Below are 19,072 nucleotides of genomic sequence, written 5' to 3' on the forward strand. Positions count from 1 at the left end.
ATTATCTAAATCGCTTCTTTTTAAGCAATTAGTTTTGGTAAATTTTCATTAAACCATTTATACTTATTTATAATCATAATATGTGTTCCGCCTTTAATGGTTACACAATTTTTAACTTTAGAAAACGGAAAAACCATATCGTTATCGCCATGAATGTGTATTACATTTTCTAAAGGCTGATCTTGCTCCCAGCACACGACCTGTTCTATTGCCCAATCTAGATACGTCCTATCACTTACAGATAGGTACTTTTTATATAATTCTATGCGCTTAGTAATTGTTTTTCCGTACGCGTATTTTGCTAATAAATCTATATTACTTAGTAATCGCGTTGGTAAAAACTTATACGCTTTAGTCATTTTTAATAATTGCATTCTTTTAGGCAACTCATGCTTAGTTTTTACACTAGATACTATTATTAATTTTCTTAAAGGTATATGCTTACTCATTTCTTGAACTAAAATACCTCCAAAAGACACACCTAATAATACAGGATTATCATGTTTTATATCTTGACACATACGTCTAGCATAACTAGATAAAGTTTCGTTCTTTTTAGGTAATTTCCACTCTAACCAGTAAACTTTATATTTATCTTCTGGTAATTTTATATGCTCAAAAATTGTTGGATTAGCAGCCATTCCTGGCATTAAATATATTGGTATTACTTCCTGATTCATAAGGTTTTAACAAAAATTGAGTGTATTACTATTAGAATTTTTCGTACATTTGCATGGTAAAGCTATAAAATAGTTTGGTACTATTTTTGAAACTCCCTTAATAATTATTAAAACTTTATACTATGATTGATGCAGCTGAGTTAGTTGACAATGATTTTTTACGTCAATTTGAACTGAAAATTGATAATCATTTTGCTAAAATTGAATACTCTTTACAAGAACGAAAGATTTTTTTAACCAAATTAATTGTTCCAGAAGCGTTGAACAATGATGATTTTGTTGCAGAATTTTTAAAAACTGTTTTTGAAAATATTGAAGAACGAAATTTAAGTGTTGTACCTACAAGTCCAGAAATTGCAAAATTTATTAGACGAAATAGACAATACAAAAAATTATTACCAGTTGGCGTAAGAATCTAACAGTAAAAAATTAAATGACCGAAACGAGAGTTTCGGTTTTTTTATGCCGAATATTCCTTTAAAAATTCAAATCTAACTAAACCATCATCATCAATTTTAGTTAACAGTACTTCATACAAAGTATTGACTAGTTCGGGATTCCAAGGTGCTTTAACCTTAACGTAATTATCTGTAAATCCGTGTATGTAACCTTCTTTGTTTTCGGATTCAAATAATACTTTTCTAGTTGATCCTATTTGACTTTCATAAAACGCACGACGTTTTTTTGCACTTAAACCACGTAGCATTTTACTACGCTTAGAACGTATGTTTTTTGGTACTACACCTTCTAATGATGCTGCAGCAGTATTAGCTCTTTCAGAATAGGTAAATACATGTAGATAACTTATATCTAAGTTGCTTAAAAAATTATAGGTTTCTAAAAAATGTTCGTCTGTTTCTCCAGGAAAACCAACTATAACATCTACACCAATACAAGCGTGAGGCATTACTTGTTTAATTTTATTAACTCGATCTACATACAACTCGCGCATGTAACGACGACGCATGGCTTTTAAAATAGAATTACTTCCGCTTTGAAGTGGAATATGAAAATGAGGTACAAACGTATTACTATTAGCAACAAACTCAATAGTTTCATTTTTAAGCAAATTAGGTTCTATTGAAGATATTCTAAGGCGTTCTATACCATCAACATCATCTAAAGCCTGTACCAATTCATAAAAGGTATGTTCATGTTTTTTATTACCGAATTCACCTTTACCATAGTCGCCTATATTAACACCAGTAAGAACAATCTCTTTAATGTTTTGTTCAGAAATTTCTTTAGCATTTTTTAAGACATTAGTTAAAGTATCACTTCTAGAAATCCCTCTAGCTAAAGGTATTGTGCAATACGTACACTTATAATCACATCCATCTTGTACTTTTAAAAACGCTCTGGTACGATCACCTATAGAATAACTACCAACGTAAAAATCTGCTTCTTCAATTTCGCAAGAGTGTATTTCGCCTAAATCATTTTTTGACAAATCATTTAAGTAATCCGTTATTTTAAATTTTTCAGTAGCACCTAATACCAAATCCACACCATTTACATTTGCTAATTCTTGTGGCTTAAGCTGTGCATAACACCCAACCGCAACTATAAAAGCTTCAGGATTGGATTTTTGTGCTTGTTTAACTATAGTTTTAAAACGCTTATCCGCATTTTCTGTAACAGAACATGTATTGATAACGTAAATATCTGCAGCATCATTAAAATCTACACGATCAAACCCTTCTTCTTTAAAGGAACGTGCAATTGTTGATGTTTCAGAAAAATTAAGTTTACAACCTAAAGTATAAAAGCCAACTTTCTTTTTGGTATTCAATTTAAATAACTTTAATGCTAAGTAAGATTGTTTATATTTACCTAGTCTAATTACAAATTTGCGAATGCAAAATTACACATTTTTTTTAAGCCCTAAAAGCTGTATACACTGCTAATATTATAATCTCTTCTAATGAATCCTATTAAAAGAAGTATACCAATTGTTTTACATTTACTAGTTTTTGTATTACTGTTTTATTCTTGTAATAAAGCAACTAAAAACAATAGAGACCATCTTGTTTTTAGGTATAACGAACATAAAAATATTGGCTCTTTAGATCCAGCATTCGCTAAAGACAATGCAGATATTTGGGCTGTAAACCAATTATTTAATGGCTTGGTACAAATGAATGATAGTTTATTGGTAAAACCAAGCATTGCAAAGGATTGGTCAATTTCTGAAGACGGATTAACTTATACTTTTGTATTAAGAAACGATGTGTTTTTCCATAAACATGAATTATTTAAAAAAGACTCGACTAGACAGGTAACAGCTTATGATTTTGAATATAGTTTTAATCGAGTTTTAGACCCAAAGATAGCTTCGTCTGGACGTTGGGTATTCAATAAAGTAGCAGGTTTTGAGGCAGAGAATGATAGTATATTTAGAATAGAATTAAAGCAACCATTTCCAGCGTTTTTAGGATTATTAACTATGAAATATTGCAGTGTGGTCCCAAAAGAAATAACAGAATATTATGGAAGTGATTTTAGATCTAATCCTATAGGTACAGGTCCATTTACATTTAAACGTTGGGAGGAAAATGTCAAATTAGTTTTTAGAAAAAACAAAAATTACTTTGAAACAGACAAAACTGGTGTAAAACTACCCTATTTAGAAGCTGTTTCTATTACTTTTTTACCTGATAAGCAAAGTGAGTTTATGCAATTTATACAAGGGAATTTAGATTTTTTGAATAGCTTGGATGCGTCATATCAAGATGAGATTATCACGACCAAAGGTGAGTTGAGAGATAAATACACCTCTACTGTTGATTTAATTAGGAGCCCTTATTTAAATACGGAATATTTGGCATTTTTCATGGAGTCTAATTTAAATGAAATACAATCAAAGCAACTCCGAGAGGCAGTTAATTATGGTTTTGACAGACAAAAAATGATGACCTATCTGCGTAATGGAATTGGGATACCTGCAACTGGTGGATTTATTCCAAAAGGGCTACCTGGTTACCAATCTACTATTGGATACAATTATCAACCAGAAAAGGCTAAACAGCTTATTGCAGATTATAAAGCCGAAACTGGTAATTCTAATCCAGAAATTACCATAACCACAACAAGTAATTATCTTAATTTTTGTGAGTATATCCAAAGAGAACTAACAAAAACTGGTTTAAAAGTTAATGTAGATGTTATACCTGCTTCTACATTAAAAGAAGGAAAAGCAAATGGTAAATTAAACGTATTTAGAGCAAGTTGGGTAGCAGATTATCCTGATGCACAAAATTATTTGTCACTATTTTATTCTGAGAATTTTGCACCAAATGGACCTAATTACACACATTTTTCAAACAAGCAATTTGATGAATGGTACAGGCAAACTTTTTTTGAAACTGATGTTAACAATAGGATTGAGCTTTACAAAAAAATGGATAGTATCGTATTAAAAAACGCACCAGTTGTTCCTTTATATTATGATGAAGTGATACGGTTTACTCAAAAAAACATTTCTGGATTAGGTAGCAATCCTATAAATATGCTAGAGTTAAAACAGGTCAAAAAAAACATTAAAGCCTTATAAAGTTATCTTCAAGTGTTTTATCATCCAACGTTTTTTCTTTAATCAAACCTATAACAACTAAATACTGAAATAAAGCGTAAAACAGCATAATAGTTATTTTATGATAAGCAATATCAGGATTATAAAAAGATTGTAAAACACCTATAGTATCTGATATAATACTAAAAAATATTCCTAAAATAACTAAATAAAAACTCGACTTATTAACCGAGTCTTTTCTTAAATAAGCAAATAAAGCCATAAGCATCGCTGCAAATAAATATGCTAAAGTTGGTAAAAAGAAGTCGTCTAAATTATCATATACATATAATATAACAATTACCATGTAGCTAAAAATAACTACGAAAAAAGGTATTAAACTGGCTATGTTAAAATCGTTTTGATGCGAAAATCGTTTAGAATAAAATAATTTACCAATAATAAAACATGTCAATCCAGACATATATAATATTGGTGTTTCATACAATAACAAAAGGATATCACCTATCCAAAACGATAATAATCCAAAAATGAAATATTTATTTTTCGGATTGTTCTCGTCTCGATTATAAAAATAAAATAAGAAAAGAATAATGATTAGTACAGATTTTGTAAAGTATCTAATTGGTAAAGGATTTTCACCAAGCTTGACATAAATATCAATCCCTAAAACAATAAAAAATAATATTGAAGCGTACAGTTGGTTTTTAAAAAAGGAAAGCATTTAAAGTAGGCGCTAAATTAATTTGTTTATAAATTTAAGGGATTACAATATAGCACTATTTTTGATTTTACTAGTGATTTATAATTGGTTAGATTAAAAAATAATTATGAATCTATAATTTGCATACTTTCTTTCTCACTAGTTTCATTTAATATTCCTAAAACAATCAAAAACTGAGAAAGTCCATAAAAAAGCATTACCGTTATCTTATTGTAAGCAATGGATGAATCATAAAACATTTTAAGTATGTTAATACTATCCGCTACCATAGATAGTACAACACCTATAATAACCAACCAAAAGCTTTTTGTGTTGACTTCGCTTTTTCTTAAATAGGCAAATTGCATCAACATCATAACGACAAACAAATATAACAACAGAGGAATAAAAAAATCACCTAAATTGTTATAAACTATATACATAATAATGCTCATATACAAAAAACAAAACAGTAAGAATGGAGCTAATTTAGAAATATCAAAATCTTCATTATTTAAAAACCTAATAGAATAGCAAACCTTTGCTATTATAAACAACAATGCAGCAATAACAAAATGTAAGCTATTACCACTATTTCCAGTTATAAAGAAAATATCACCAACAATAAAACAGCATAATGCACCAATAACTAACTGTTTTTTTAAATTATGATTTTGATTAGTGTTAATCACATAAAAAACTAGTAAACTTATACTAAGTAATGTTTTGGAAATATATCTGTAAGTAATTAAATGCTCGTTATTTTTAAAATAAGAATCTATTAAATAAAGCAAAAAGTATAATACAGAAAAATAAAAGGTTTTTTTAAAAAGTATTTTCATGTTAGTGTTAGGGATAACTAATATAAAAATTTTTACCTAAAATCTAATACACTTTTAACAAAAAAAAGTTATATCTTATTGATTACCAGAAGCAACTTATTCTTTTCTATATTGTTTTGTATCTTCAAATACATGAGATAAAATGGCTTCATCTTGTACCGTAAATTCAACGTTGCGTCTAGCCATAACTACTTTAGCAACTTCAAATGCTTTAGAAGTTAAGTAAGTAGTAAAACCCGAAGCACCTCCCCAACTATAGCTAGGCACAAAGTTTCTTGGAAAACCGCTTCCAAAAATATTGGCATTAACACCTATAACAGTACCTGTATTAAACATAGTATTTATACCACATTTACTGTGGTCTCCCATCATTAAACCGCAAAATTGTAATCCTGTTTTAGCAAAACGACCAGATTGATAATCCCAAAGTTTGACTTCTACGTAGTTATTTTTAAGGTTAGAGTTATTGCTATCTGCACCTATATTACACCATTCTCCTAATACAGAATTCCCTAAAAATCCATCATGTCCTTTATTGGAATAACCAAATAATACAGAATTATTCACCTCTCCTCCTACTTTACTGTGCGGACCAACAGTTGTTGGTCCGTAAATTTTTGCACCTAATTTTAAAGTCGCATGGTCACACAATGCTAATGGTCCTCTAACCAGACTCCCTTCCATGATTTCGGCATCTTTACCTATATAAATGGGTCCTGAACTAGCATTAAGAGTAGTAAATTCTAGTTTTGCGCCTTCTTCTATAAAAATATTTTCTGGTGCAATTACATTGTTACTTGATGGTATTGGTTGTGATTTTCTATCATTAGTTAGTAACTCAAAATCTTGCTGGATAGCCTCACCATTTTTAGAAAAAATGTCCCAAGTGTGTTCTATCTTAATAATATCGTTATTAAACTCTATGGCTTCAAAAGTAGAAAAATCTATATCCTCTTGTGCTTCGGTAGTATAAAAAGCAATCACATCTTCTTCACAAAATATAGCTTGGTTTTTTTTAAGTCCTTTTACCAATTCTATCAACTCACTATTTGGTAAATAGGATGCGTTGAGCATAATATTCTCCTCCATTTCCACCATAGGGAATTTATCAGATAGATAATCTTCAGTAACCGTAGTGGTTGTGGTTTGCAAGTGATGCTCCCATTTTTCTCTTATAGTTAAAATACCAACTCTAATATCTGCTACTGGCCTTGTGTAAGTAAAAGGTAGTAGTTGGTTACGTACTGGACCATCAAATAAAATATAATTCATTTTAAAACTATTAAAATAATAAGGTTAAATGCTCTGTAATCAAAAGTAACTTAATTAAAAGAAACAAAAAAGCCTTTCATAAAAATGAAAGGCTTTTAAAATATGATTAACGCTAAAATTATTTTTTGAATTTTGCGTATTTATTTTTGAATTTATCAATACGTCCTGCTGTATCAATTAATTTAGACTTACCTGTATAAAACGGGTGAGATGTTCTAGAAATCTCCATCTTAATTAATGGGTACTCAACACCATCAACTTCTAAAGTTTCATTAGTATTTGCAGTAGATTTTGTTAAAAACACATCGTCATTTGACATGTCTTTAAATGCTACAATTCTATAATTTTCTGGATGTATATCTTTTTTCATCGCTAAATGCTTTATGGTCTTTACTAAATTCGAGGTGCAAATTTAAGTATTTTTTACAAACCAACAACTTATTTATTAAAAAATTTTAATACACTAAATTGTAACGTTTTATTGTATTTTTATACTAATGTAATATTAACTAACCTAAAACATTAAATTATGGACAAAACAGTCAAATCCATTGCAACTAATTACGGACTTTATCTAGGGATACTCTTAGCCAGTGTTACAGTATTAGCCTACGCGTTGAATTTAGAAATACTAACCAAATGGTGGGTCGGAATTTCACTTTTTTTAGCTATAGTAATATTTGGAATTATTTCTATTTCTAAATCTAAATCTGCTCTTGATGGTTTTATAAGTTTTAAAGATGCTTTTACTTCATATTTTATAACGGTTTTAATTGGTATTTTAATTAGTACAATAGTAAGCGTTATTATATTTAATTTTATTGATCCCGAAGCTGCTTTAACTTTAAAAGAAAAAATCATTGAAGCCTCTGTAGAAATGATGAGAAGCTTTAATGCACCAGAAGACGATATTGCTGAAGCTGTAACAAAAATGGAAGAAGCGCCTAGTCAATTTGCTATTGGAAGCTTAGTACAATCTTTATTTATTCAATTAGTAATATATAGTGTGATTGGTCTTATAGCATCATTAATAATGAAAAAAACCAACGAAGACATTTAATAGTTTTATATTTGAAATATATTTTCAAGTTAAATTATGAATATATCAGTAGTCATACCACTACTTAACGAAGAAGAATCACTAACAGAATTACACCATTGGATTGCAAATGTCTTGCAATCCAATGGTTTTTCTTATGAAATACTTTTTATTGACGATGGTAGCACAGATAACTCTTGGCAAATTATACAATCGATTCAAGACAAAGATACCAACGTTAAAGGCATCCGATTTTTAAAAAACTTTGGTAAATCTCAAGCACTTCATGCTGGTTTTGCACAAGCAAAAGGAGATGTTATTATCACAATGGATGCCGATTTACAAGACAATCCAGAAGAAATCCCTGAACTGTATAACATGATTACCAAGCAACATTTTGATTTGGTATCGGGTTGGAAAAAGAAACGTTTTGATAATAAATTGACTAAAAATTTACCTTCAAAATTATTTAATTGGGCTGCACGTAAAACCTCTGGTGTAAAACTAAACGACTTTAATTGCGGATTAAAAGCCTACCACAAAAACGTGGTTAAAAACATTGATGTTAACGGAGAAATGCACAGATACATTCCTGTGCTAGCAAAAAATGCTGGATTTTCTAACATTGGCGAAAAAGTGGTCCAACATCAAGCTAGAAAATATGGTGTTACTAAATTTGGGATGGATCGTTTTATTAATGGATTTTTAGACTTAATAACCATTTGGTTTTTGTCTAGATTTGGTAAACGACCTATGCATTTGTTTGGCGCACTAGGTGTTATAATGTTTGGAATGGGATTTATTTTTGCATTATACTTAGGTATTGACAAATTATTTTTTAATCCAGATAGTCGGTTAATCACACAAAGACCACAATTTTACTTAGCATTAGCCACCATGATTTTAGGATCTCAATTTTTTGTTGCAGGTTTTTTAGGCGAAATCATTTTACGTCAAAGAACAGATAAAAAGCGATACTTAATTAAAGAATCGCTAAATTTAGAAGACTAAAACAAATTTACTATTTGTATATAACTAACATTTCTGCAATTGCTTACTTTTGCTATTAAATATCATTACATATGAGATATATAGAACCTGAGCTTTTAAAACGAGTAAACACCTGGTTAACTCCTGCTTTTGATAAAGACACACAAGACCAAATAAAGCATTTAATTGCTTTAGAACCAACAGAGCTAAAAGAAAGTTTTTATAAAGACTTAGAGTTTGGCACTGGCGGAATGCGAGGTGTAATGGGTATTGGCACCAATAGAATTAATAAATATACGTTGGGTAAAAATACACAAGGTATAAGTAATTATATGCATCAAACCTTTCCTGGAGAAGACCTAAAAGTTGTTATTGCATATGACTGTAGACACAATAGTAAAAGTCTTGCAAAAGTAGTTGCAGATGTGTTTTCTGCCAATAACATAAAAGTGTATTTGTTTGAAGACTTACGTCCTACTCCAGAATTGTCTTTTGCTTTAAAACACCTTAATTGTCATTGTGGAATTGTTTTAACCGCATCACACAACCCACCAGAATATAATGGCTACAAAGTCTATTGGCAAGATGGTGGACAATTAGTACCACCACAAGATTCAGAAATTATTGATGTAATAAATGCATTAGATTATGCCGAAATTAAATTTGAAGCTAATCCTAAATTAATTCAATATATAGGACAAGAAGTAGATGATGTTTTTATTGATGCATCCGTGAAAAACGGAAGCTTTGACACCTCAAAAGACGCCAAAAACAATCTAAACATTGTGTTTACTTCCTTACATGGTACCTCAATAACAACCATACCAGAAACCTTTAAACGCGCAGGCTATAACAATGTCCACATTGTTGAAGAACAGCGTGAACCTAATGGTGATTTCCCTACTGTACAATCGCCTAACCCTGAAGAACCTGAAGCACTAAAGATGGCTTTAGAATTAGCTGAAAAAGTTAATGGTGATATCGTAATTGGTACAGATCCAGATAGTGATCGTGTTGGTATTGCTGTAAGAGGATTAAATAACGACATGTTGCTGTTAAACGGTAATCAAACTATGGTAATGATGACCGCTTTTTTATTAAAACAATGGAAAAACAACAATAAACTCAATGGTAACCAATTTATAGCTAGTACCATTGTATCTACTCCAATGATGCAAGCGGTTGCAGATGCGTATCAAGTAGACTATAAAATTGGACTAACAGGCTTTAAATGGATTGCTAAAATGATTAAAGACTACCCAAACCAAGAATTTATTGGTGGTGGTGAAGAAAGTTTTGGGTATATGGTTGGCGATTTTGTTCGCGATAAAGATGCAGTGACTTCTGCCTTATTAGCATGTGAGATTGCAGCGCAAGCCAAAGCAAATGGTAGTTCGTTTTATAAAGAATTGATTCAACTTTATGTAGATAATGGGTTTTATAAAGAACGTTTAATATCCATGACTAAAAAAGGTATTGAAGGTGCTCAAGAAATTAAACAAATGATGATTGATGCTAGAGAAAACCCTCTAACAGCAGTTAATGGGTCAAAAGTTATCAAGATAGAAGACTATCAATTATCTGAAGCTAAAAACGTTATTGAAGGTACTACAACTTCAATAGATATTCCTAAATCAAACGTATTAATTTACTACACAGAAGACGGAAGCAAAATAGCATTAAGACCTAGTGGTACAGAACCTAAAATTAAATTTTACATTAGTGTCAATACCACATTAGACAATGTGACAGCATTTAAAGCTACGGAACAAAAATTGGAAAACAAGATTGATGCTATCATTAAAGATATGCAACTAGATTAAATGAAAAAAATAATAAATCAGCTTTTACCATTTATAAAAAAGTTTAAAAAGCACGTTTTTTTTAATGTGCTTTTTAATTTATTATATGCGCTATTTAGCGCATTAGCATTTGTATCGTTAATACCAATGCTAAATGTTTTATTTGATAAAACAACGGTTGTCACAGAAGCTCCTGTGTGGAAAGGTATTGCTGATATTAAAAACTACGGAGAACAGTTACTAAATTATAAAGTAAGTAGTTATCTACAAGAAGGTAATGCGCAAATGGCATTAGTTATAGTAATTGCACTGGTAATAATTACTTTTTTACTTAAAAACCTATTTGGTTATTTATCTATGCAACATTTAATGTACCTTAAAAATGGTATTTTAAATGACCTTAGAAAAGACATGTACCAAAAAATTATAAATCTACCTTTAAGTTTCTATTCTAAAAGACAAAAAGGAGATGTTATGGCTAGAATTTTAGGTGATATTAACGAAATGCAGAACTCTTTTTTCATTGCTTTAGAGTTGGTTATTAGAGAACCTGCAACCATCATATTTTCTTTAATTTTCATGTTCACCTTTAGCTGGAAACTCACTTTATTTGTGCTATTTTTTATACCTGTAGCTGGATTTTTAATTTCTAGAATTGGAAAAAGTTTAAAAAGCAACTCGTTAAAAGCGCAACAAGAATCTGGCAAATTAATTTCAATAGTAGAAGAATCTTTAACAGGTCTAAAAATTGTTAAAGGTTATAATGCAGAACAAACGTTTACTTCAAATTTTAAAAATTCAGCAGACAAAATTCTTAAATTAAGTAATAAAATTGGTCTAAAAAACAACCTTGCAGGACCAGTAAGTGAGGTACTTGGTATCGCAACTATAGCTGTTTTATTATGGTATGGAGGACAATTAGTTTTAATAGAAAATATTATAAAAGGCACAGACTTTTTAGCGTTTATGGGATTAGCTTACGCCATTTTAACACCAGCAAAAGCCATTAGCAAAGCCTCTTACAGAGTTAAAAATGGTATAGCAGCAGCAGATCGTGTTTTCGAAATTTTACATGAAGAAGACCACTTAGCAGATGTACCTAATGCTACTGTGTTAGATGGATTTAACAAAGAAGTTTCTGTTGAAAATATTTCATTTAAATATGATGACGACTATGTGCTTAAAAACTTTAGTTTAAAAGTACCAAAAGGTAAAACTGTTGCGCTTGTAGGCCAATCTGGTAGCGGAAAAAGTACCATTGCTAATTTGGTAACTAGATTTTATGATATTAATCAAGGTAGCATTAAAGTAGACGGAATTGACATTAAACAAGTCACTAAAAAATCGTTGAGGCATTTAATGGGATTAGTTACCCAAGATTCCATTTTATTTAATGACACCATCAAAAATAATATATTAATTGGTGATCAAACTGCAACCGATGATCAAATTATTGACGCTCTAAAAATTGCAAATGCTTGGGAATTTGTTAGTCAATTACCTAATGGAATTGAAACTAATGTTGGTGATGCAGGTAACAATTTTTCAGGTGGACAAAAACAACGTTTAAGTATTGCAAGAGCTGTACTTAAAAATCCTCCAATCATGATTTTGGATGAGGCTACCTCTGCATTAGATACTGAAAGCGAGCGTTTAGTGCAAGTTGCATTAGAGAACATGATGAAAAACCGTACTTCTATTGTTATAGCACATAGATTATCTACTATCCAAAACGCAGATGAAATTATAGTCATGCAAAAGGGAGAAATTGTAGAACAAGGTACACATACAGAGCTTCTCAATAAAAATGGGATGTATAAAAAACTGGTAGAGATGCAAAGTTTTGAATAATTAAAACCTCAACAAATCAAAAAAGGATAAGCAGTTGCTTATCCTTTTTTTAGTTAATAGTTAGATTTGGGGCTAACTACATAAGTATGTTTTACGATGTAAACTTATAATAAAAAAGCATACAAAACAAGAAAAAAATGCATTTTATCGTATTTATCTACCTTTAAACGGTATTTTTTAATATAATCATCTGTTTTTCAGGAACATATAATAACATAAATTAATATTAAACTTTTCTGTTAAATTAGAGTCTTATATAAAATATGTCAGACAACGAGACCAAACTAGTTAAGCAGCTACAATCAGTTTCTAACAAGGAAGCTGCCTTTAAAATTTTAATATCGCTATATAAAGAGCGGTTATATTGGCATATAAGACATATTGTAAAATCTCATGATGATGCAGATGACGTTTTACAAAACACGTTTATTAAAGTATTCAAAAATATTGATAAATTTAAAGGTGATAGTAAATTATACTCGTGGCTCTATAGAATAGCGACTAACGAGTCACTAACTCATCTTAAAAGAAATGCAAAACTTAAAAATAGTAATAGTATAGACACACAAGACATAGTGATTAACAACTTACAGTCTGATGTATATTTTGAAGGTGAAGCGATTCAATTAAAATTACAACAAGCAATTGCTACATTACCAGAAAAACAACAATTAGTATTTAATATGAAGTATTTTCAAGAATTAAAATACAGCGAATTATCAGAGATTTTAGAAACTAGTGAAGGTGCCTTAAAAGCATCATACCACTTAGCAGCTAAAAAAATAGAAGCCTACTTAAAAGACCATTAAACTTTTTAATATTATTTTAGTCTAAGTATTAGAATGAAAAAAGAAAACTTAAATACAATTAAAACGTCAGGTTTTAAAGTTCCTAAAGATTACTTTAAAGGAATAGAAGGCCATATTTTAGAACAAATACAACCAAATGCTTTACCAAAAACAAGTGGTTTTAATATTCCTGAAAGCTATTTTGATACAGTTGAGCATTCTGTTTTACAGAAATTAAATAAATCAGAACCAAAAACTATTTCAATATTTAGAAAAAAAATATGGGTATCTGTGTCAAGTATTGCAGCAACCATTGTGTTGTTATTTAGCCTAAATGTGTTTGATACCACTCCCACTTTAGCAAAATTAAATAACGATACAGTAGAAAATTACATTATAGACGAAATAGAAATACACGACCTTAATCTGTTAATTGAAGACTCAGAACTCTCTCAAACAGATTTTATAGATTACAATTCATTAGATGTAGAAGATTATATTGATGATATTGATTTAAACGAGCTATATCAAGAATAAACACATGATCATGAAAAAACACATAATAACATTACTATTTTTATGGATTGCTTTTGGTGCATTTGCTCAAAACGATAATCAAAGAGAAAAACTAAAAGCTTTAAAAATAGCACATATTACAGAGCAATTAGACCTTACTAAAAAAGAAGCGCAAGTGTTTTGGCCCATTTACAATGCACACGAAGAGAAATTAAATACGCTTAGAAAAGAGTCTTTTGACAAAAGAAAAGAAATAAATGTTGATGAATTGTCTGAAGATGAGGCCAAAAAAATGTTACTTAACATGCTAAACACTGAAAAACAAAAACAAGAACTTGAAAGTAAATATGTAAACGATTTATTAGCTGTTTTACCAGCAACTAAAGTTATAAGTTTGTTTAAAGCAGAGCGTTCTTTCAAACGCAAAATGATTGAAGAGTTTAGAGGTCGAAGAGGTGATCGACCAAGAAGAGAATAACTAAATAATAAGGAAGCTAAATAGCTTCCTTTTTTATTTGAAAGTTAATTTACTAATCCTACCATTTCCTGCAGCATAAGCCACACTATCGTTTAAAAAACGTAATGTATAAAAGCCTTCATCACTTAAATGTGTCCAACTATTTCCAGCATCACTACTATAATCAATCCCTTTAAAGCCAATTGCTACTAATTGTTTTGCTTGGCTATTAGGCACATATTGCACACAACTTCTGTAACCAGGTCCTGCTCCATCAGACACTACAGTCCATGTTTTACCACCATCTGTGGTTCTAATTTTATTTTTAATATTAGCGTCTGCTTTTGTGTAGTCGCCACCAATAGCAAAACCATTTAACTCGTCATAAAAATCAATACTATACATACCAGTAGTCTCTAAACCTTGTATGATTGGCGTCTCAAAAACTTGCCAAGTATATCCTTTATCTGGAGAATATAAAATACGACTAGCCTTCCCTCCAGTTGCTACCCAAGTGTTTTCACCAACAATAGAAATATTAGTATCACTTGCTGCAAAAGCAGCTTCACCTTCTTTAGCTTGTGGTAAGTCATCACAGGACAGCTTGTTCCATGTGTTTCCACCATCTCTGGTTATGATAACACTCATACAATTGTCTGTTGGATCACCTATTGCAATACCTTCTTGGTCGTTCCAAAAGTCCATGGAGTCATAGAAAGCTTTTGGGTGGTTTTCTTGGTAGACAACTTTATTCTTATCGACATCCACATCTAAGCTAAATAATAAAGCAGGTGAACCAATACTAATTCCATAACCTTTTTCTGCTGTTACTGCAAGTGCTCTAAAATTTGGAGTTATTGTATCGTACGTTATGGCTACAGGAAAAGCTTCTAATAATTCTTTTGGAAAATTTAATTCTTTATTATAATAAGCACCTAATTCACCATTAGAAGTTAAATAAGCAAAACCAATAGAATCAACAACTTCAAGAGCTCTAACATTTAATGTTGAATCCTGAATAAGCGCTTCAATATCGACTGTCGAAAAACGTTTTTGCACAGGATTTTCAACAGGTTTATACTTATTGATTCCAATACCGCAACTTCCAAAACCTATAATTAATAAAAGACTAAGAAAGAAAAAAACTGTTTTTTTCATAAATCTAAATTTTTATAAAAGTAAAAAAGCGCAACGAATAAACGACTAAACGAATTGACAAATAAACATTTTAACGTACCTTTGCACGCTTTTAAAACTTAAAAAATGCGCTTACACAGAAACTTATGCTTTGCAACCGTAGATGGCTTGTTACTTATTTTTAACGAAGGTCATTATGCAGATAAAGTCGTACAACAATTGCTTAAACGTGATAAACGTTGGGGAAGTCGTGATAGAGGATTTGTCGCCGAAACGACTTATGATATTGTACGTTGGAAACGTTTGTATGCAGAAATTGCTGAAGTTAAGGAACCGTTTAGCAGAGATGACATCTGGCGTATGTTTGCAGTTTGGGCAACTTTAAAAGGGATTACATTACCAGATTGGAAATATTTTGAAAATACACCAACTAGAAAAATTAAAGGTCGTTTTGACGAGCTCTCTAAGGTTAGAAAAATAAAAGAATCGTTTCCAGATTGGATGGATGCATTGGCTGCTAAAGAACTTGGCGAAACCATTTGGGATAAAGAGGCTAATGCACTAAACCAACAGGCTGACGTAATTTTAAGAGTTAATACACTTAAAACGACTAAAGAAAAACTAAAAGCAGATTTATTTGATTCAGACATTGAAACTGAAGATATTAAAGGATATCCTGATGCCCTAAAATTAAAAGAACGTGCAAATGTCTTCACAACAGAAGCTTTCCAAAATGGACATTTTGAAGTACAAGATGCTTCTTCACAACTAGTTGCAGAATATCTAGATGTAGAGCCAGGAATGCGTGTTGTAGATACTTGTGCAGGTGCTGGAGGTAAAACTTTACATCTATCATCCATAATGCAAAATAAAGGTCAAATTATTGCTTTAGACATTTACGATAATAAGCTAAAAGAATTAAAGCGTCGTGCAAAACGTAATGGTGCACATAATATAGAACCACGTCATATCGAATCGACCAAAGTCATTAAAAAATTATACGACAAAGCAGACCGTGTATTGATTGATGCACCTTGTTCTGGATTAGGAGTCTTACGCAGAAACCCAGATGCAAAATGGAAAATGCAACCAGAATTTATTGAAAGAATTAAAAACACACAAGCTGAAATTTTGAGCACCTATTCTAGAATGGTGAAATCTGGTGGTAAATTAGTCTATGCAACTTGCTCTATTTTACCCTCTGAAAACCAAGAACAAGTCGAAAAATTCTTAGCGTCAGAATTCGGAAAAGACTTCTCTTTAGTCAAAGATAATAAGATATTATCTCATGAAACTGGATACGATGGTTTCTATATGGCTTTACTGGAAAAGAAATAATTTACGTATTTCATCTATAAAATTCGTATTTTATCGTTAAAAAGATTAAATTTGCCTCAATAATAAAGACTAAAATAGTTGCATTGTACTTTTGCAAACAACTTATAACAACCCAAATTACATTATGAAACACATTTACTTACTATTAACTGTATTAATTTCAACGTTCACTTTCGCGCAAGTGCCAGCAAACTATTATAGTAGTGCTACTGGAACAGAATATACGCTAAAAACACAGTTAAAAGACATTATTAATAACGTCAATGATGGACTATCTCCAGAATACATCTCTACAGATCCAGGTTATGGTGCACTTTATAATACCTATTTAACATCTGATGTTGATTTATATTACGAAAACAATGGATCTATGTTAGATATGTATACAGAGAACCCAACTGGTGCAGATATACACGAATTTTTCTATAATTCAAATCCAAGCCAACAAGATATGGGAACTGGAGGAACAGCTGAAGGACAATTTTACAACAGAGAGCATATCATTCCGCAATCTACTTTTGGAAGTGCTTCACCAATGCGTTCTGATGCACACTTTGTGGTGCCAACAGATAAATACATCAATGGACAACGTGGTAGTTTTCCTTTTGGAGTTGTAGCTACTCCAAGTCCTATGCCATATTCTAATGGATCTAAAAGAGGGTCAAGTGCTGTTGTTGGTTATTCAGGAACTGTTTTTGAACCTATTGATGAATTTAAAGGAGATATTGCCAGAATGCATTTTTATTTTGCAACACGTTATGAAAGCACTGTAGCAGGTTATAATTACGACATGTTTAATAATACAAGTGATCAAGTATTTACTGATGCCTTTTTAGATTTGTTACTAACATGGCACAATAATGATCCTGTGTCGCAAAGAGAAATTGATAGAAATAATGCCATCTTTGCAATACAAAATAATAGAAACCCTTTTATTGATCATCCAGAGTATGTAAATGCTATTTGGAATCCTACAGCAGATACACAAGCACCAACTACTCCAACTAATTTAGTAGCCTCTAATCCAACTGCTACAACTGTGGACTTGGCATGGACAGCGTCTACAGATAACGTAGGTGTTGTTAGTTATGACATATATATTGGAGGAGCTTTATACACCAATACTGGATCAAATAATACTACTTACACCGTAACTGGATTAAATCCAGAAACTACTTATAGTTTTACGATTTTAGCAAAAGACGCAGCAGGTAATATGTCTGCATTAAGTACTTCTGCTTCAGAAACAACATTAGCAGGAAGCTCTGGTGGTGGTGATTTATTCTTTTCGGAATATATTGAGGGATCTAGTAACAACAAAGCTTTAGAGATTGCAAACTTTACAGGTACTGATATTACAGATTTATCTATCTATGAATTAAGAATTAGTTCTAATGGTAACGCATCATGGACTGGAACATATAATTTTCCTGGTGGTGCATCCATTACTAACAATGATGTTTATGTTATCGGAAATGGTAGTTTAGCAGTGTGTACAGGAGCTGTAGATGATTCTAATAACACCATTACTGGATTTAACGGTAATGACGCTATTGGACTATTTAAAAATGGAACACTTATAGACATTTTAGGAACTTTAGGAGATAATTCTACTTATGCTCAAAATACAACTTTGGTCAGAAAATCTACTGTAGCTGGAGGAAATACAGTATTTGATTTAAACGAGTGGGATTCTTTTGCATCAAACACTTGTGATGACTTAGGTCAACACACACAATCAACTTTAAGCACAGTAGATGTTAGCATAAATAAATTTAAAATCTATCCTAATCCAATTAAAGGAAACCTTTTGACTATTGAAAATATTGAAAACACACGTTTCGAAATTTACAATATTTTAGGAAAGAAAATTTTAACAGGTACTATTACACCTAATAATAATAAAATAAGTGTGTCATCGCTTAACCAAGGTGTGTATATTTTAAAGTTAAATAACAGCAACGGTACTATCACTAAAAAACTAATTAAAGAATAATTCATTATACAAATTGCATATAGAAAAAAGCGACTTTTAGTCGCTTTTTTTATGTTTAAAACCTAGTGAATAACTCTTAAATTAAGCTGAAATTTTTATAAGCTATTCTAACTAAAAAACTTAAATTTG

18 protein-coding genes are annotated in these 19,072 nt (G+C 30.9%); 11 read left to right on the top strand and 7 right to left on the bottom strand.

Translation table 11 applies throughout. The features are described 5' to 3' along the window. Positions 1-20: 20 nt before the first annotated feature. Positions 21-680, bottom strand: coding sequence for an alpha/beta hydrolase (locus Ollyesu_RS00770; RefSeq protein WP_279301912.1), 660 nt, complete (start codon positions 678-680; stop codon positions 21-23). A 122-nt stretch (positions 681-802) separates the two neighbouring features. Here Ollyesu_RS00770 and Ollyesu_RS00775 point away from each other — a divergent pair, with 122 nt between their 5' ends. Then, the gene (locus Ollyesu_RS00775) at positions 803-1,099 is read left to right on the top strand and encodes an N-acetyltransferase (RefSeq protein ID WP_279301913.1); all 297 of its coding nucleotides are present in this window, start codon (positions 803-805) and stop codon (positions 1,097-1,099) included. Between the two features lie 41 nt (positions 1,100-1,140). On the opposite strand, the gene mtaB is transcribed toward Ollyesu_RS00775, so the two are convergent. Then, positions 1,141-2,472: a tRNA (N(6)-L-threonylcarbamoyladenosine(37)-C(2))-methylthiotransferase MtaB gene (gene mtaB / locus Ollyesu_RS00780; protein WP_279301914.1), complete on the bottom strand. Its 1,332-nt coding sequence runs from the start codon at positions 2,470-2,472 to the stop codon at positions 1,141-1,143. A gap of 132 nt (positions 2,473-2,604) precedes the next feature. Between mtaB and Ollyesu_RS00785 the strand changes: the two genes are divergently transcribed. Next, the gene (locus Ollyesu_RS00785) at positions 2,605-4,233 is read left to right on the top strand and encodes an ABC transporter substrate-binding protein (RefSeq protein ID WP_279301915.1); all 1,629 of its coding nucleotides are present in this window, start codon (positions 2,605-2,607) and stop codon (positions 4,231-4,233) included. Here the strand turns inward: Ollyesu_RS00785 and Ollyesu_RS00790 are convergent. From Ollyesu_RS00790 to Ollyesu_RS00805, 4 genes are all read right to left on the bottom strand, one after another. After that, the gene (locus Ollyesu_RS00790) at positions 4,220-4,936 is read right to left on the bottom strand and encodes a lysoplasmalogenase (protein ID WP_279301916.1); all 717 of its coding nucleotides are present in this window, start codon (positions 4,934-4,936) and stop codon (positions 4,220-4,222) included. The two genes, Ollyesu_RS00785 and Ollyesu_RS00790, sit on opposite strands and share 14 nt — an antisense overlap. A 104-nt stretch (positions 4,937-5,040) precedes the next feature. Then, positions 5,041-5,757 (bottom strand): lysoplasmalogenase, encoded by a 717-nt coding sequence (locus Ollyesu_RS00795; protein ID WP_279301917.1) that lies wholly within the window; start codon positions 5,755-5,757, stop codon positions 5,041-5,043. A 96-nt stretch (positions 5,758-5,853) separates the two neighbouring features. Next, positions 5,854-7,029 carry a GlmU family protein gene (locus Ollyesu_RS00800; protein WP_279301918.1) on the bottom strand — a complete coding sequence of 392 codons (1,176 nt, stop codon included), beginning with the start codon at positions 7,027-7,029 and terminating at the stop codon, positions 5,854-5,856. A gap of 118 nt (positions 7,030-7,147) precedes the next feature. Further along, positions 7,148-7,399 (bottom strand): type B 50S ribosomal protein L31, encoded by a 252-nt coding sequence (locus Ollyesu_RS00805; RefSeq protein ID WP_279301919.1) that lies wholly within the window; start codon positions 7,397-7,399, stop codon positions 7,148-7,150. A 159-nt stretch (positions 7,400-7,558) separates the two neighbouring features. Here Ollyesu_RS00805 and Ollyesu_RS00810 point away from each other — a divergent pair, with 159 nt between their 5' ends. From Ollyesu_RS00810 to Ollyesu_RS00840, 7 genes are all read left to right on the top strand, one after another. Continuing rightward, positions 7,559-8,089 carry a DUF4199 domain-containing protein gene (locus Ollyesu_RS00810; RefSeq protein ID WP_279301920.1) on the top strand — a complete coding sequence of 177 codons (531 nt, stop codon included), beginning with the start codon at positions 7,559-7,561 and terminating at the stop codon, positions 8,087-8,089. Between the two features lie 36 nt (positions 8,090-8,125). Next, positions 8,126-9,079: a glycosyltransferase family 2 protein gene (locus Ollyesu_RS00815; protein WP_279301921.1), complete on the top strand. Its 954-nt coding sequence runs from the start codon at positions 8,126-8,128 to the stop codon at positions 9,077-9,079. 71 nt (positions 9,080-9,150) lie between these two features. Next, entirely contained in the window at positions 9,151-10,881 is a 1,731-nt protein-coding gene (locus Ollyesu_RS00820; protein ID WP_279301922.1) for a phospho-sugar mutase, read from the top strand. After that, positions 10,882-12,711, top strand: a complete 1,830-nt coding sequence (locus Ollyesu_RS00825; RefSeq protein WP_279301923.1) for an ABC transporter ATP-binding protein — start codon at positions 10,882-10,884, stop codon at positions 12,709-12,711. It begins immediately after the preceding gene. Positions 12,712-12,974: 263 nt separating this feature from the next. Next, positions 12,975-13,520, top strand: a complete 546-nt coding sequence (locus Ollyesu_RS00830; protein ID WP_279301924.1) for an RNA polymerase sigma factor — start codon at positions 12,975-12,977, stop codon at positions 13,518-13,520. A 33-nt stretch (positions 13,521-13,553) separates the two neighbouring features. Further along, positions 13,554-14,036, top strand: coding sequence for a hypothetical protein (locus Ollyesu_RS00835; RefSeq protein WP_279301925.1), 483 nt, complete (start codon positions 13,554-13,556; stop codon positions 14,034-14,036). Between the two features lie 10 nt (positions 14,037-14,046). Beyond that, the gene (locus Ollyesu_RS00840; RefSeq protein ID WP_279301926.1) at positions 14,047-14,493 is read left to right on the top strand and encodes a hypothetical protein; all 447 of its coding nucleotides are present in this window, start codon (positions 14,047-14,049) and stop codon (positions 14,491-14,493) included. A 33-nt stretch (positions 14,494-14,526) separates the two neighbouring features. On the opposite strand, the gene Ollyesu_RS00845 is transcribed toward Ollyesu_RS00840, so the two are convergent. Then, positions 14,527-15,630, bottom strand: coding sequence for an oxidoreductase (locus Ollyesu_RS00845; protein ID WP_279301927.1), 1,104 nt, complete (start codon positions 15,628-15,630; stop codon positions 14,527-14,529). 105 nt (positions 15,631-15,735) lie between these two features. On the opposite strand from Ollyesu_RS00845, the gene Ollyesu_RS00850 reads away from it, so the two are divergent. Together Ollyesu_RS00850 and Ollyesu_RS00855 are read left to right on the top strand one after the other, a co-directional pair. Beyond that, positions 15,736-16,947: an RsmB/NOP family class I SAM-dependent RNA methyltransferase gene (locus tag Ollyesu_RS00850; RefSeq protein WP_279301928.1), complete on the top strand. Its 1,212-nt coding sequence runs from the start codon at positions 15,736-15,738 to the stop codon at positions 16,945-16,947. 124 nt (positions 16,948-17,071) lie between these two features. Further along, positions 17,072-18,943 (top strand): endonuclease, encoded by a 1,872-nt coding sequence (locus Ollyesu_RS00855; RefSeq protein ID WP_279301929.1) that lies wholly within the window; start codon positions 17,072-17,074, stop codon positions 18,941-18,943. The last annotated feature ends 129 nt before the right edge of the window (positions 18,944-19,072 follow it).

It is taken from the genome of Olleya sp. YS, from assembly GCF_029760915.1.
Lineage (GTDB): Bacteria > Bacteroidota > Bacteroidia > Flavobacteriales > Flavobacteriaceae > Olleya.

What these genes read in the sequence shown, in the direction of transcription:
- Ollyesu_RS00770 (WP_279301912.1), bottom strand. Translation starts at nt 680, where the DNA reads ATGAATCAGGAAGTAATACCAATATATTTAATGCCAGGAATGGCTGCT.
- Ollyesu_RS00775 (WP_279301913.1), top strand. Translation starts at nt 803, where the DNA reads ATGATTGATGCAGCTGAGTTAGTTGACAATGATTTTTTACGTCAATTT.
- Ollyesu_RS00785 (WP_279301915.1), top strand. Translation starts at nt 2,605, where the DNA reads ATGAATCCTATTAAAAGAAGTATACCAATTGTTTTACATTTACTAGTT.
- Ollyesu_RS00790 (WP_279301916.1), bottom strand. Translation starts at nt 4,936, where the DNA reads ATGCTTTCCTTTTTTAAAAACCAACTGTACGCTTCAATATTATTTTTT.
- Ollyesu_RS00795 (WP_279301917.1), bottom strand. Translation starts at nt 5,757, where the DNA reads ATGAAAATACTTTTTAAAAAAACCTTTTATTTTTCTGTATTATACTTT.
- Ollyesu_RS00800 (WP_279301918.1), bottom strand. Translation starts at nt 7,029, where the DNA reads ATGAATTATATTTTATTTGATGGTCCAGTACGTAACCAACTACTACCT.
- Ollyesu_RS00805 (WP_279301919.1), bottom strand. Translation starts at nt 7,399, where the DNA reads ATGAAAAAAGATATACATCCAGAAAATTATAGAATTGTAGCATTTAAA.
- Ollyesu_RS00810 (WP_279301920.1), top strand. Translation starts at nt 7,559, where the DNA reads ATGGACAAAACAGTCAAATCCATTGCAACTAATTACGGACTTTATCTA.
- Ollyesu_RS00815 (WP_279301921.1), top strand. Translation starts at nt 8,126, where the DNA reads ATGAATATATCAGTAGTCATACCACTACTTAACGAAGAAGAATCACTA.
- Ollyesu_RS00820 (WP_279301922.1), top strand. Translation starts at nt 9,151, where the DNA reads ATGAGATATATAGAACCTGAGCTTTTAAAACGAGTAAACACCTGGTTA.
- Ollyesu_RS00825 (WP_279301923.1), top strand. Translation starts at nt 10,882, where the DNA reads ATGAAAAAAATAATAAATCAGCTTTTACCATTTATAAAAAAGTTTAAA.
- Ollyesu_RS00830 (WP_279301924.1), top strand. Translation starts at nt 12,975, where the DNA reads ATGTCAGACAACGAGACCAAACTAGTTAAGCAGCTACAATCAGTTTCT.
- Ollyesu_RS00835 (WP_279301925.1), top strand. Translation starts at nt 13,554, where the DNA reads ATGAAAAAAGAAAACTTAAATACAATTAAAACGTCAGGTTTTAAAGTT.
- Ollyesu_RS00840 (WP_279301926.1), top strand. Translation starts at nt 14,047, where the DNA reads ATGAAAAAACACATAATAACATTACTATTTTTATGGATTGCTTTTGGT.
- Ollyesu_RS00845 (WP_279301927.1), bottom strand. Translation starts at nt 15,630, where the DNA reads ATGAAAAAAACAGTTTTTTTCTTTCTTAGTCTTTTATTAATTATAGGT.
- Ollyesu_RS00850 (WP_279301928.1), top strand. Translation starts at nt 15,736, where the DNA reads ATGCGCTTACACAGAAACTTATGCTTTGCAACCGTAGATGGCTTGTTA.
- Ollyesu_RS00855 (WP_279301929.1), top strand. Translation starts at nt 17,072, where the DNA reads ATGAAACACATTTACTTACTATTAACTGTATTAATTTCAACGTTCACT.